Annotated in this window: 12 protein-coding genes; all 12 read left to right on the top strand. The window is 38.1% G+C overall.

All coding sequences use genetic code 11. The annotated features are described in order from the left end of the window. Positions 1-17 precede the first annotated feature (17 nt). The 12 genes from OB69_RS03155 to asnB all read left to right on the top strand — a co-directional run bounded on the left by OB69_RS03155 (position 18) and on the right by asnB (position 14,844). Positions 18-2,720: an SLBB domain-containing protein gene (locus OB69_RS03155; RefSeq protein WP_157608476.1), complete on the top strand. Its 2,703-nt coding sequence runs from the start codon at positions 18-20 to the stop codon at positions 2,718-2,720. A 249-nt stretch (positions 2,721-2,969) separates the two neighbouring features. Continuing rightward, positions 2,970-4,055, top strand: coding sequence for a GNVR domain-containing protein (locus OB69_RS03145; protein WP_053222239.1), 1,086 nt, complete (start codon positions 2,970-2,972; stop codon positions 4,053-4,055). Then, positions 4,048-5,067 (top strand): UDP-N-acetylglucosamine 4,6-dehydratase (inverting), encoded by a 1,020-nt coding sequence (gene pseB / locus OB69_RS03140; RefSeq protein ID WP_053222238.1) that lies wholly within the window; start codon positions 4,048-4,050, stop codon positions 5,065-5,067. The genes OB69_RS03145 and pseB overlap by 8 nt, the downstream gene beginning before the upstream one ends. Further along, positions 5,067-6,272, top strand: coding sequence for a UDP-4-amino-4,6-dideoxy-N-acetyl-beta-L-altrosamine transaminase (gene pseC, locus OB69_RS03135; RefSeq protein ID WP_185096853.1), 1,206 nt, complete (start codon positions 5,067-5,069; stop codon positions 6,270-6,272). The genes pseB and pseC overlap by 1 nt, the downstream gene beginning before the upstream one ends. 37 nt (positions 6,273-6,309) lie before the next feature. Further along, a complete protein-coding gene (locus tag OB69_RS03130) occupies positions 6,310-7,182 on the top strand; it encodes an aldo/keto reductase (RefSeq protein ID WP_185096852.1) in 873 nt (290 codons plus the stop codon). Continuing rightward, positions 7,182-7,937, top strand: coding sequence for a cytidylyltransferase domain-containing protein (locus OB69_RS18785; protein WP_071426690.1), 756 nt, complete (start codon positions 7,182-7,184; stop codon positions 7,935-7,937). Before OB69_RS03130 ends, OB69_RS18785 begins: the two co-directional genes overlap by 1 nt. 7 nt (positions 7,938-7,944) lie before the next feature. Next, positions 7,945-9,255 carry an aminotransferase class III-fold pyridoxal phosphate-dependent enzyme gene (locus OB69_RS18780; RefSeq protein WP_071426702.1) on the top strand — a complete coding sequence of 437 codons (1,311 nt, stop codon included), beginning with the start codon at positions 7,945-7,947 and terminating at the stop codon, positions 9,253-9,255. A gap of 3 nt (positions 9,256-9,258) precedes the next feature. Beyond that, positions 9,259-9,822: a GNAT family N-acetyltransferase gene (locus OB69_RS03120; RefSeq protein ID WP_053222235.1), complete on the top strand. Its 564-nt coding sequence runs from the start codon at positions 9,259-9,261 to the stop codon at positions 9,820-9,822. Positions 9,823-9,833: 11 nt separating this feature from the next. After that, positions 9,834-10,694: a methionyl-tRNA formyltransferase gene (locus OB69_RS03115; protein ID WP_185096851.1), complete on the top strand. Its 861-nt coding sequence runs from the start codon at positions 9,834-9,836 to the stop codon at positions 10,692-10,694. Further along, positions 10,681-11,736: a pseudaminic acid synthase gene (pseI, locus tag OB69_RS03110; protein ID WP_053222233.1), complete on the top strand. Its 1,056-nt coding sequence runs from the start codon at positions 10,681-10,683 to the stop codon at positions 11,734-11,736. The genes OB69_RS03115 and pseI overlap by 14 nt, the downstream gene beginning before the upstream one ends. Further along, the gene (locus OB69_RS03105) at positions 11,733-12,992 is read left to right on the top strand and encodes a hypothetical protein (protein ID WP_053222232.1); all 1,260 of its coding nucleotides are present in this window, start codon (positions 11,733-11,735) and stop codon (positions 12,990-12,992) included. Before pseI ends, OB69_RS03105 begins: the two co-directional genes overlap by 4 nt. Before the next feature lies 1 nt (position 12,993). Further along, positions 12,994-14,844, top strand: a complete 1,851-nt coding sequence (gene asnB, locus OB69_RS03100; protein WP_053222231.1) for an asparagine synthase (glutamine-hydrolyzing) — start codon at positions 12,994-12,996, stop codon at positions 14,842-14,844. The last annotated feature ends 8 nt before the right edge of the window (positions 14,845-14,852 follow it).

Below are 14,852 nucleotides of genomic sequence, written 5' to 3'. Positions count from 1 at the left end.
AATAAAATAGTATATATTTGAAGACTTTATACGAGTCTTGTTATTGTAATATGATGAATAGGGGTTACCAAAACTTTCAAAAGGCACTCAAAAAGAATTTAGGTAAAAGCTTGTTTAGCTTTGTTCGAATATTGGGCTTAATAATTTTTATTGCTTGCTCAAGTAATGCCTTAGAGGCTCAATCATTAGGAGGCTTGGATTTGAAATCTGTGAAAGTGGATGAGCTTTCAGATGAACAAATACTAAGTTACATGAAACAGGCTGAAGAGAGAGGTTTGACTCAATCTGAATTAGAGCTGCTGGCTAGACAAAGGGGTGTTTCGGAAAGTGAAATCTCAAAGTTGCGTAGAAGGGTTGAAGCCCTAAGAAGTGGTGTTAACACTACGAATAATACTTCAAATGATAAAAGGAGTGCTCGAACTCAGTCTGAGGTTTTGTCTGATGGTGATGTCTTTGGTGTGCTGTCTGGTCAAGAGGCTCCTGAATTAACAGAAGAGCAAAAGAAAATATTTGGCTTTGACCTTTTCCAAAAGCGTAGTCTAACTTTTGCCCCAAATCTGAATTTACCCACGCCAATGGACTATCGCTTGGGTCCTCAAGATGTAATTGTAGTTGATTTATGGGGCGCAACTCAAGGGTATTTTCAATTTGAAGTTTCACCGGAAGGTACAATAAGACCAGAGAATTTGTCTCCTGTGTATGTAAATGGGTTGACAATAGAAGACGCTTCAGTAAAGATTATTGATAGGTTGAGTCAAATTTATAGTGGCCTGAAGCCCCAAGGGAATAATTCCCCTACTATTTTTCATCAAATTAGTCTTGGTAATATTCGAACGATTAATATGGAAGTGGTCGGGGATGTTGCTCAACCAGGGATGTACTCGCTCCCTTCTTTGTCAACGGTATATACCTCATTACATGCTGCAGGAGGACCAACCGAGAATGGTACTTTTCGAAACATCCGATTAATTCGAGATAATAAACTAATTGCTACAGTTGATATTTATCCTTTTTTGACGAATGGAATTCGGTCTGGTGATCTCCGTTTGAAAAATGGCGATGTGATCATTGTCGGCCCCTTAGAGAATAGAGTTGAGCTAGATGGTGAAGTGAAGCGCAAAGGACTTTTCGAACTAAAGGATAATGAGAGTTTTACAGACTTACTTCTGTATGCTGGTGGTTTTACGAGTAAGGCTTTTAAGAATACAGTAACTGTCAAAAGAAACGGAGAGAAAGAGCGAGAAATCGTTGACCTTGAAAAAGAAAGTTTCTCTTCATTTAGACCTACGGATGGTGACCTAATAGAGGTAAGTGCTATTTTGGATCGTTTCTCGAACCGGGTAATGATTAATGGAGCTATATATAGAGAAGGTGAATATCAACTTACACCTGGACTTACATTGAAGCAACTCATCGAGAAGGCGGGTGGAGTAAGAGGGGATGCTAATATGTCACGCATTTCAATTTATAGAACTAGTGATGACTTCTCTCAGACGGTGATCCCCGTGAACTTAGGAGGTTTGATGAATGGAACTGTGCAAGATGTAACTCTGGTTAAAGAAGACGTGGTTCAAATCACCTCCATTTATGATATTAAAGAGGAGTATTCGGTTCAAATTACTGGAGAGGTGTTGGAAGGTGGAGTGTATCCTTATTTTAAGCAAATGACTGTTCAGGACTTAATTATCCTTGCTGGTGGTTTGAAAGAATCGGCTTCTGGTGCTTTAATTGAAATTTCTAGAAGAAACATGAATGGGGGGGTTAACTCAGCCGCAGAAATTATTAGTCTTTCCATCGATCAAACATTATCGCTTGATTCAGAAGACAGAAAACAAACATTAAAGCCTTTTGACCAAGTCTATATTCGAAAATCTCCAGGTTACACCGTTCAACAACAAGTGACAGTTGAGGGAGAAGCTTTAGCAACAGGTGTTTATACAATTAGTAGAAAAGATGAGCGCATTTCTGATGTAATTAAAAGAGCAGGAGGGTTAACTCCCTACGCGGATGCATCAGGGGCTATATTAGTTCGAAAAACTGAATTCTCTAATTCAAAGTCTAATGACCAGATCAGTCAGGAAGCTTTGCAGCAATTAAGACAAAAGGTATTAAATGATGAGTCAGAACTTAAAAATATAAGCCAAACTCAACTAATTGAACGCCTCAAAAAATTAGAAGATAAGGTTGAAACGGATACGCAGAATGATTTGGTTGGAAGTAAACTAAAAAAAGAACTCATTCAAGATATTTCGGAGCAAGACTCACTAGTAAGAAATATCGAAATTAAAGAAGAAGAACCAGTTGCAATTAACTTACAGAGAATACTTAATGACCCAGGCTCCAAATATGACCTCATTGTTAAAGAAGGAGATGTAATATCCATACCGGGTAAACTGGAAACAGTTAGAGTGGCAGGTGAAGTTATTTCTCCTTTGAATGTTAGGTTTGATGAGGAATTTAGCTTTAAGGATTATATTGACCGTTCTGGTGGTTTTTTGCAAACGGCTAAAAAAGACAGAAGCTATATTCAGTATCCTAATGGAGAAAAAAAACAAGTCAAGCGATTTCTTTTTTTTAAAAAATACCCAAAAGTAGAGGCTGGATCTACTATTTTCGTAAGTAGAAAACCAGAAAGGCAACCACTGAATTTTCAGGCAATTATTGCTGCTATTGGTTCTGTGGCCACTTTGGCTTTGGTTGTTGATAGATTGGCTAATTGATATATCAAAAAACTAAGAAGTGATAAAGGCTAAAATCGATAAATCTTATGTTCAATATCTGAATGGCAAAAGAAAAGGTGTAGAGCGATTTCTGTTCTTTAAATTTTATCCAATGATTGAACCTAGAACAACCATATTTGTTGCAAGAAAGCCTGAAAGAGAGGGCCTAAATACACCCGAATGGTTAGCTGTTGCAAGCAGTTTAGCGACTATTGGCTTAACAGTTACTCTTTAGCAAACTAATAGAAAGTGATCAAGAATAATACAGACCAGAATAATCAGTATGTTGATTTTCTCTTTTTTAGAGAAGTAATAATTAAGAACAAAAGGTGGTTAATTTATTCCGTCCTTTTGGGTGTTTTTTTAGGGGTGTTTTATTCTTTGATTCTGCCGAATGAATATACCGTAAGTGTTAAAGTATTGCCTCAAGTTTCTAATTCATCTGGGTCTTCGAGTAGCCTTAATAGCCTTGCCTCTATCGCAGGAGTGGATTTAGGACAGATGAATGTCTCAAATCAAGGAATTCCGCCAAATCTTTATCCCCTTGTCAAAGAATCTTACAACTTTAAATTTAATCTAGCAAACGCAAGGCTCAATATACCAGGTCTGTCAGATAGTTTGTTCGTAAGGGACTACTTTGATACATATGTTAAACCCAATCCAGTTTTGAAGTTTGGGAAACAGGTTAAGGCAATACCAACAGCTATTATTAATGCTATTTCTAGCAACCAAGAAATGGAAAATTCTAGAACAGACCTTGATTTAATTCAATTATCAAATAAGGACCAAAGAATTTTTGAGCTGATAAGTCAAAGAGTGATGGTTGACTATGATAAGTCAAATGGCGTGGTAAGTTTAGCTGCGGAAACTCAAAATGCTATAGTATCAACTCAAGTGGTGGTTATTGCTCTCGAGACTCTACAAACTCTAATAACAGATTATAAAGTAAAAAAGACAAAAGATGAATTAAAGTTTCTTGAGGTTGCTTATTTAGCAAGGAAAGCAGAATATGAGGAGGTCAAATCAAGACTTAATAACTTTAAAGATACCAACCTAATTATATCAACAGCTTCGGCACAAGCAAAATTAGAACAATTAGAACAGGAGTCTGATTTATCATATTCTATATACAGTGAAATTGCTAGACAGCGAGAATCATTAAAAGTGCAGCTGATAAGAGAAACACCTTCTTTTAGTATTATCCAACCTGCAGTAACTCCAATAGATAAAACTTCTCCGCGTAGAAGTCTAATTGTTGTTATTTTCACCCTTTTTTCTCTAATTCTAACTTTTTCAATTTTATTAATAAAGAGTTTTATCAAAACGTATGTCTGAATACTTAACAAATAAAACAATCCTCATAACCGGAGGTACTGGTTCACTAGGAAAAGCCCTTACAAAGCATATCTTGTCGGTACATTCAGAAGTTAAAAAGCTCATCATATTTAGTCGAGATGAGCAAAAGCAGTTTCAAATGGCGCAGGAGTTTCCTGAGTCAGAGTATCCTCAAATTCGTTATTTTATTGGTGATGTTAGGGATTTTGAACGTCTGAAACGCGCATTTCAACAGGTCGATTTTGTGATCCATGCAGCGGCCATGAAACATGTGCATATTGCCGAATATAACCCTGAAGAATGTATCAAAACTAATGTGGATGGTGCACAAAATGTGATTAATGCATGTTTGGCCACTAATGTTCAAAGAGTGGTAGCGCTTTCCACAGATAAAGCCTGTGCCCCAATTAACCTCTATGGTGCAACAAAGCTGACCTCAGATAAGCTTTTTATTGCAGCTAATAATATTAAGGGATCGAATCCGATTAGGTTTTCAGTAGTACGTTACGGAAATGTAATGGGATCAAATGGCTCGGTAATTCCATTTTTTATAAAGAAAAAGCCATCGGGAGTCCTTCCTATTACCGATTCAAACATGACTCGTTTTAATATCAGTTTACAAGGTGGCGTAGATATGGTGATGCATGCTTTGGAACATGCTTTGGGAGGGGAATTATTTGTGCCTAAAATACCATCATACCGAATTACGGATGTTGCTGAAGCTATAGGCCCAGAATGTGAAAAACCGATAATTGGTATTCGTCCAGGTGAAAAGGTGCATGAAGAAATGATTACTTCATCTGATTCATATAATACCTATGACTTGGGTAAATATTACGTCATTGTTCCGACACAGCCAGCGCGTCCACTAAGAGAATTCTTAGATCAAAACAATTATAAGAAAGTCGAGGAAGGCTTTAGCTATACTTCTGGAGAGAATACTGAATGGGAAACTGTAGACAGTTTACGCACACTAATTCATGAACATGTAGATCCTGACTTTAAAGTATAATGAACACAAGCATTCCTTACGGTCGTCAAAACATCACCGATGAAGATATTCAGGCGGTAGTTGAGGTATTAAAGTCTGATTACCTTACTCAAGGCCCCCAGATTGCAGCTTTTGAGTCGGAATTTGCTAGCTATGTGGGGAGTAAATATGCGGTTGCTGTAGCCAATGGTACCGCAGCGTTGCATCTTTGTACTTTAGCATTAGGCGTAAAGGACGGAGATAAGGTCATTACGACTCCCATTACTTTCGCTGCTTCTGCCAACTGTGTTCGTTACTGTGGAGGTGAAGTTGTATTCTCTGATATTAATCCAGAGACCTATCTTTTAGATATCGAAAAGGTAAGAGCGTTATTGAAAACTTCTCCGAAAGGTACCTATCAAGGAATTATTCCAGTTGACTTTGCAGGAAGGGCGAATGACTTAGAAGCATTTCGTGAATTAGCGGATGAATATGGGCTTTGGATTATTGAAGATGCCTGTCATGCCCCTGGTGGATACTTTGTTGACTCAATGGGCAATCAGCAGAACTGTGGAAATGGAGAATATGCCGATTTGGCCATTTTCTCTTTTCACCCTGTAAAACACATTGCTGCTGGAGAAGGTGGAATGATTACCACCAATGACAAGACGCTTTATGAAAAACTTTTGATGTTGCGTACACATGGTATTACCAAAGATAATTTCCAGTTTCAAAACAGCCTTGAACTTGCAGTAGGTGCTACCCAATACCCAATACCAGATACCCAATACCCACTTTGGTATATGGAAATGCAAGTTTTAGGCTATAATTATCGGCTAACAGATTTTCAAGCAGCTTTGGGCTTGAGTCAATTGAAAAGGGCTGAAAGTGGATTGGAGAGAAGAAAGGAAATAGCAAGAATATACTTTGAAGCATTTAAAGGTCATACTTTTGTTAAAGGACAGTCAGGGGTAGTAGAAGGGCATGCTTATCATCTCTATGTTATTGAAGTAGAAGATCGCTTGGGGCTTTATAATCACTTTCGAGCGAAAAACATATTCGCTCAGATTCACTATATTCCATGTCATTTAATGCCTTATTATAAAGAATATGGATGGAAGGAGGGCGATATGCCATCTTCGGAAGCTTATTATTCTAAATGTATCAGTTTGCCTATGTATCCAACTCTGTCGAATATTGAACAAGAGTTTGTTATCAATAATATATTGGAATTTTTTGAGACATAATTAAGTTTGAGAGATTCCTTTTTAAATTCATAGTGTTTTGAAGATATCATGTAAACTTATTTTAGGGACAGTTCAATTTGGACTGAACTATGGAGTGAACAATAAATTGGGGCAAATGAGTATCCTTGAAGCTCATGAAATTCTTGATTTGGCATTAAAATCTGGCGTAAAAACTTTGGATACTGCGGCTGCATACGGCTCATCTGAACGAGTAATAGGAGACTTTATTAAATCAAAAGGTCATAACCCATTCAATATCATCACCAAGCTTGCCTTAAAGGAAGGGAGAACTTGGGGGAATTCACTTCAAAGTAGTTACACTGACCTAGGCGTAGAGAAGATTGATGCTTTGATGTTCCACTCTTATAAAGACTATGTAAATACGAAAGGCCAACTTCAAGAACTTTTAGATTCACAGAAAGGAAAAGGTTTTAATAAGCTGGGGGTTTCCGTTTATACCAATGAGGAGTTAGCAGCAGTTGCTACTGATGAACATATTGATTTAGTACAAGCCCCTTTCAACTTATTAGATAATGACTCACTGAGGAGCGAAGCACTTAGGAAGTGTAAAGAACATAACAAAGAAGTTCATACAAGGTCTGCTTATTTACAAGGGCTATTTTTTATGGATGTTAAAGATCTTCCAGAAAGATTAAAACCACTCAGAAAGGAGTTAGGAGTCATTCATGATATTTCAAAAGCTGCGGACATCAGTATCGGAGCTTTGGCGCTTAGTTATGCACTCTCAAAACCATATATCGATGGTGTATTGATTGGTGTGGACAGCTTAAATCAGTTAGAGCAAAATCTGCAGTGGGCTCACACTGAAAACCTAGAGTCATATTTTGAAATGATGGACAATCTAAAGGTTAAAGAAGTCTCTTTACTTAACCCTGTAAACTGGAACTGATGGAAGTGATTATTATTACACAGGCAAGGGTTGGTAGCACTAGACTGCCCGGTAAAGTCTTGAAAAAGATTAATAACCAAAGTTTACTTCAGATTCATCTTTCACGTCTTAAAAAATCGAAATTGGCCTCAAAAATTATTGTGGCCACCACTTTCGAAGAAGGAGTAGAACAGATTGTAGAAATAGGAAAGGTTATGTCTGTAGATGTATTTCAGGGTTCTACAGATGATGTCTTAGATCGATTTTTTCAAAGTGTAAAGGAATATGCGCCAGATTATGTAGTGAGAGTAACGTCTGATTGCCCATTGATTGATGCTAACTTGATTGATCAAGTGATTGATCTGACTATAAATAATGAGTTGGATTATGCGGCTAATATTCTTAAAGAATTATATCCTGATGGGCAAGATGTCGAGGTGGTTTCTTTTAACACGTTAAAAAGGGCTTGGGAAGAAGCCAAACTTCAATCTGATCGAGAGCATGTTACTCCCTTTATTAGGAGAAATACTGATTTTATGGGAGGTGATCTTTTTAAGGCTCAGAATTTAGACTGTATTAAGAATTACAACCAAATTCGAATGACTGTAGATGAGCAAGCAGATTTTGATGCTATGGAGACGCTAATTAATGATTTGGGTCTCAATGAAACTTGGGAGACCTACACACAGCATATACTGAAACACCCGGATAGGTTTAAAAACCAATCGATTTTTAGAAATGAAGGGTATTTAAAATCATTGGAAAAAGAAAAATAGAATGGTCATGGGGACAGGTCAAGATTTATATAAAAAAGCAAAAATGTTGATCCCGGGAGGGACAATGTTGTTATCAAAAAGGCCAGAAATGTTTCTGCCAGAAAAGTGGCCTTCTTACTTCAGTAGAGCCAAAGGCTGTCAGGTTTGGGATTTAGACGATAACCAATATTTGGATATGTCCATTATGGGGATTGGCACCAACATTCTGGGTTACGGAAACGAAACTGTTGATGATGAAGTAAGAAGAGTGGTTAGCCAAGGTAATATGTCCACCTTCAATTGTCCTGAGGAAGTTTACTTGGCTGAAAAGTTAGTAGAATTACACCCATGGGGCGATATGGTAAGATTGGCGCGAAGCGGTGGTGAAGCCAATGCCATTGCAATTCGGATCGCTAGGGCAGCATCAGGTAGAGATAAGGTCGCGATCTGTGGCTATCATGGCTGGCATGACTGGTATCTTTCTGCAAATCTAGGCGAGACTGACGGTTTAGACGGACATCTTTTACCAGGACTAAATCCAGGTGGCGTTCCAAGGAATTTAAAGAACACTGTACTTCCATTTAATTATAATGATATTGAAGGTCTAAAAACCTTGGTGCAGAATAATCCTGATTTAGGGGTTATTAAAATGGAGGTTTCTAGAAATATGGGGCCAGAGAATGGTTTTTTAGAAGAGGTGAGGAAACTGGCAACCCAAAATAATATCGTTCTTATTTTCGATGAATGTACTTCAGGCTTTAGACAAACCTATGGCGGTTTACATAAGATGTATGGGGTAGAACCCGATATGTGTATGTTCGGTAAAGCTTTGGGGAATGGATATGGGATAACTGCCGTATTGGGTAAACGTTCCGTAATGGAAGCTGCTCAGAAAACTTTTATCAGTAGTACTTTTTGGACAGAGAGAATTGGACCATCAGCGGCCTTGGCTACATTAGAGGTAATGGAAAAAACGAAGTCTTGGGAAACCATTACCCAAATAGGAACAGACATTACCAAGCGTTGGGCTGATTTAGGTAAAAAATACGACCTTGAAATCAATACCGCTGGCCTGCCCGCGCTTACCTCTTTTTCAATAGTTTCTGACAATTGGTTGAAATATAAAACCTTTATCACTCAAGAAATGCTCAAGAAAGGTATTCTAGCTTCGAATAGTGTATATGTTTGCACAGAACATAAACCTGAGCTTGTAAATCGCTATTTCGATGAGCTGGAACCAATTTTTAATACGCTGTCAGCTTGTGAAAAGGGTGATGCAGATATAAGCTCATTGTTAGAAAGCCCTGTATGTCATGGTGGCTTTAAGAGGTTGAATTAGTCAATGCCGAGAGAATATACAGTTTTAAACAATCAGGTTTTTTCAGATGGAGTATATTCGCTTGTTCCGATAAGGGAAGAAGACCGCTACGATATTATGAAATGGCGGAACGAGCAGATTTATCACCTCCGTCAATCTAAACCCCTTTCAGAAGAAGATCAGGATCATTATTTTTCTACTGTAGTTTCCAAATTATTTGATCAAGAACAACCTAATCAAATTTTATTCTCTTATCTAAAAGGTGACGAATGCATTGGATATGGCGGCCTTGTTCATATCAATTGGACAGATAAGAATGCTGAGCTCTCGTTCATTATGGAGACTGCTTTAGAAAAAGAGCATTTCAATACGATTTGGTCAACTTATCTAACATTAATAGAAAGAGTAGCTTTTAAAGATCTCGAACTACATAAACTTTATGTATACGCCTTCGATTTAAGACCTCATCTCTATGTAGCGCTTGAGAAAAACAATTACTTCCAAGATGCTCGGTTGAGGGATCATTGCTTTTTCGAAGGTAAAGCCAAAGATGTTGTGATACAATCAAAAATCAACCCATTAAGATGAGATTGGCTCTAATGGTCAGTGGTAAACTTGGATTTCAGACCTTAAAATCCCTGAAAGATGGGCATGAGATCATTGGGATTTTTACAGATAAAGGTTCACAAGCTATTATAGATTATGCAGAGCTAAATCAGCTTGATTCTTTTATCGGAAACCCAAGAAATGGGAAGGCTTCAGGTTTTATTGCAAATAAAGAAATCGATGTTTTACTCTCAGTCAACTATTTGTTCTTGATTGAAGAAGATTTAATTCATTGGCCTAAAACTGCCGCCATTAATCTACATGGGTCTCTCTTGCCCAAGTATAGAGGTAGAACCCCCCACGTGTGGGCAATTATAAATAATGACAGGAATACAGGAGTAACAGCACATCTCATAACAAAAGGTTGTGATGAAGGGGCTATCATTTTACAAAGAGAAATAATGATTGACCCAGAGGATACAGGTGCCAGTGTTTTAGCCAAGTACGAAGAAGTTTATCCTGAATTAGTAATTGAGGTGCTTAATCGGATAGCCAAGGGAGAGATGGAGACCATAGAACAGGATGAGAGTTTAGCGACATACTTTGGGAAAAGAACGCCAGAAGATGGTGAGATCAATTGGAACTGGCAGAAAGAAAGAATCAAGAATTGGGTCAGAGCTCAATCATATCCTTATCCAGGTGCATTTACTTGGTTAGACGATCAAAAGGTTATTATAGATAGAGTAGAAGAGGATGACTTTGGTTTCCACCAATCCATGCAGAATGGAACGATATTAACAGATAACCCTTTACGATTGAAAACACCCAATGGAGCATTAAGAATCGTCAAATTACGAGAGGAAATACAACCTAGTTTGGAAGGAAGGAAATTTAGATCAAATGAAAATAGCTAATTATTCAATAGGTGAGCATAGTGGCGTTTTTATTATTGCAGAGCTATCGGCTAATCATAATGGAAGCTTAGAAACAGCACTAGAGACCATAAGGGCTGCGAAAAGAGCAGGTGCTGATGCCATCAAACTGCAGACTTATACAGCAGATACCCTAACAATAGACTGCGATAAAGATGATTTTATAATTAAGTCGGGATCCATCTGGGATGGTAAAACCTTTTATGAACTTTATCAAAGCGCCTATACACCTTGGGAATGGCACAAAATACTTTTTGAAGTAGCGTGGGAGGAAGGGTTGATTTGTTTTTCATCTCCATTTGATAAAACAGCGGTCGATTTCCTAGAGGAGTTAGAAGTCCCCGCCTATAAAATTGCTTCTTTTGAAATAACAGATATTCCATTAATAGAGTATGTAGCGTCCAAAGGAAAGCCTGTAATTCTATCAACAGGAATTGCGGAACAAGCTGATATTGAATTGGCATTGGATGCCTGTCATCGAATGGGGAATCATGATATAGCACTGTTAAAGTGCACTTCTAGTTATCCAGCCCCCATTAATGAGGCCAATATGATAATGGTGAAAGATTTTACCGAGCGTTATGGCGTTATTTCTGGATTGTCTGACCATACAATGGGTGCTACCGTACCTATTGTAGCCACTTGCTTTGGAGCGAAAATCATTGAAAAGCATTTTATCCTAGATCGTTCCATAGGTGGGCCTGATGCTTCTTTCTCCATGAATGAAGAGGAATTTACTGCCATGGTAAAAGCTGTTAGAGAAGCTGAGTCGGCAATTGGTAAAGTGGATTATACCTTAACAGAAAAACAGAAAAAAGGTAAGGATTTTAGTCGCTCACTCTATGTGGTCAAAGACATTGAGACAGGAGAAGTAATTTCAGAAGAGAATGTAAGAAGCATTCGGCCAGGCTTTGGGCTGCACCCGGAATATCTGAAAGGTTTAATAGGTAGACGTTTTGCTTATGATGTTAAAAAAGGATCAAGGATGAGCTTTGACTTTATCTCTAAAGACATTAGAAATTGAAAGTATTATTTTTTGATAGCTGGAAGGGAGGTAGAAAAAAGTACATAAGACTTCTTTCAGAGCTTGAGAGATTGGGTATTGATTCTTTGCTGGTTCACTTAGGAAGCTGGGGAAATGAGACAGAATTTGAAAAGGAAGAATTTGATCAACGACTAATGATGCGCGATATTTCTTACTATGGAACGCTTGATTTTGAAAAAGTACTCACAGCAGAAAAGCCAGATCTAGTTTTCTTTCTGTCTACTCATACTTTTGCTCACCGAGCTATGATCAGGTATTGTAGGAAATTAAACATTCCTACAATCAATCAATACCATGGCTTCGTTACAGTTCAAGACACTAAGAGTAATGATGGCCCCTACAAAGTTAGCTACTCAGCCTATTTCAAATTTGCCTTTGGTCGATTGCCCAAGTTTGTGACAAAAACTATCCCATGCTACTTAAAGTCACTCAGGAAAACTAATGCAAGTCTATATGATTACGGCACATTTATAAAGCACCTTGTGCAGATGTTTACAAGGCCTTCTGCCATGAAGATTGCAGATGATGCTAAAACCAGTCGTTTTTTAGTCTATGCAGATGCAGATAAAGCACATGCTGTCGAAACATACGCGGTAGAGAAGCAGAATGTATATAGTGTAGGTAATCCAGACATTAATGATTTTGGACTGAATAGTGAGTTGATAGGCAGCCAATCCAAAATCGATACGGAATATAGAGATAACGTTATATATATCGATACAGCGCTAACCGCAACAGGACTAATTTTTAAATCTCAGTCCCAATACTTGTCATTCCTCAAGACGATCAAAAGTCATTTAGAGTCTATGGGTAAGGCATTCTATATAAAGCCACACCCGGAGACCTTGCGCCTTTATGGCAAAGAAGAATTGCAAAGACACGGTTTGAAAGTCATTCCAAATGAGGAGTTCATGACTCGACTGCAAGAGACTTCTTTGGTTATGACAGAGCCCTCTACCTTGTCAATAATTCCCGCCTTGGTTGGTTTGCCATTGGCCTTAGTTGCATTTGGGGATGCCGAAGAATTGAAATATGGAGATGTTTTGAAATCATATCCTAGAGGATTTATCCTTCATAGATTAGTTCAATTACAAAGCAATTTATCTCATGTCGGTCAAGTCGATTCAGAGGCCATAAGTGAATGGATTGAATTCAATGGCGGGCCGCAGCCGGCTGAGCAAATGCCTCGAAGAGTTGTATCCCATATTTTAGAATTGATAAAGCAGAACAACTAATATGTGTGGAATAACAGGCTTCGTTCAACTAGAAAATTTTGAATTGGGGCGGAGTAAGGAAATTCTGAGAAAAATGACCGATAGTATCGTTCATCGCGGTCCAGATAGTGATGGGTTTTGGTTGGACGAACAATCTGGAGTTGCTCTTGGTCATAGGCGGCTTTCTATTCTGGATTTAAGTGAAGCCGGTAGCCAACCAATGATTTCTGCAAATGGACAGTACGTTATTGTGCTAAATGGTGAAATCTATAATCACTTATCTATTAGAAAGGAAATATCTTTTACGGAATGGAGAGGTCACTCAGATACGGAGACCATTTTAGAGGCTATTGTTGAATGGGGATTCAAAAAAACGCTTGAAAAAATCGAGGGGATGTTTGCCTTTGCACTTTGGGATTGCAAAAAGCAACAATTAATTCTAGCTAGAGATAGGATGGGAGAAAAGCCCCTCTTTTATGGGAAAGTTAACGGGACATTCTTTTTCACTTCAGAACTTAAAGCGCTTTATCAGCACCCAAATTTCGAAAAGAATATTTCGCGCGATGCAATAGCTAAATATGTTAGAAAGGGTTATACCGTTGGAGAAGATTCCATATTTGACAATGTTAAGAAGATTATTCCTAGTTCTTTTCTGGTTTTTGATCCTGCAGAAATTAATACATCAGAATTAAAACCAGAAAGGTATTGGAGCCTTGAAAGTTATATTAAAGGATTAGGAGGTCATAGGTTTTCTGGAGATTTAGAGGAAGCAGTAGGTGCTTTTGAGACACTACTTTTGGATGTTGTCAAATCCCAGATGCTTTCTGATGTGCCATTAGGGGCATTCTTATCTGGAGGTATTGATAGTTCCCTAGTTGTATCGATGATGCAGCAGGTGGCTGATAAACCAATAAAGACTTTTACCATCGGTTTTCATGATGAAAAATTCAATGAGGCCGTTCATGCTAAAAATGTATCTGATGCTCTTGGTACGGAGCATACAGAACTTATAGTTACGGAAGAAGATTATCTAGATGTTGTCGATCAGCTTCCAGAAATCTATGATGAACCCTTTGCTGATTCATCACAAATTCCTACAATCTTAGTCAGTAGGTTAGCCAAGCAGAACGTTACTGTGGCTTTGAGTGGAGATGGAGGAGATGAATTGTTCTCTGGATATGATCGCTACAAAAGGTCAGCTGAATACTATGCTAAACTGAATCTTATTCCTCTGCAATTGAGAAAGTTAGGAAGGCTGTTTGTACCTGCGGGAATTGCAGAAGGATTGGCTTCACCAAATATTGAGTCATTCTATTCCTATTTGAACAGAATGTGGAAAGGTTACCCTACTCTTGTAAAAGGAGTAAATAATCTCGATTTTCCATTCACTGCCTCTTCATTTCTCGAAAATGATATAGAAAGGCTAATGTTCCAAGATACCTTAGATTACCTACCAGATGATATTTTGCAAAAAGTGGATAGAGCTGCGATGTCCTCAAGTCTTGAAACTCGAGTTCCACTTTTAAATCACAGAATCGTAGAATTTGCTTGGTCACTACCCATTGATTTTAAGAGTCATAATGGCATAAATAAATGGCCAATGAAAAATTTGTTGCATAAGTACGTTCCGAGAGACATCGTTGAAAGACCGAAAAAAGGATTCAGCGTTCCGGTAGCTGCATGGCTAAGAGGGCACTTAAAATCATTCGCTTTGGATTTACTAAGTGAAGAGAGTCTTAGAAAAACAGATGTGTTCGATAAGAAGATTGTCTCCCAACAATTGAAGGAACATATGTCTGGGAAAAAAGATAGGCATGCCACTTTGTGGACAATTCTTATGTATCAGGCATGGTACTATAAGCATATGCAGTAAGGATGTAG

Origin of the sequence: Roseivirga seohaensis subsp. aquiponti (genome assembly GCF_001267955.1) — a bacterium.
Lineage (GTDB): Bacteria > Bacteroidota > Bacteroidia > Cytophagales > Cyclobacteriaceae > Roseivirga > Roseivirga seohaensis.
The sequence above is the reverse complement of the archived record's forward strand: the minus strand, read 5'-3'. Positions and strand labels throughout refer to the sequence as shown.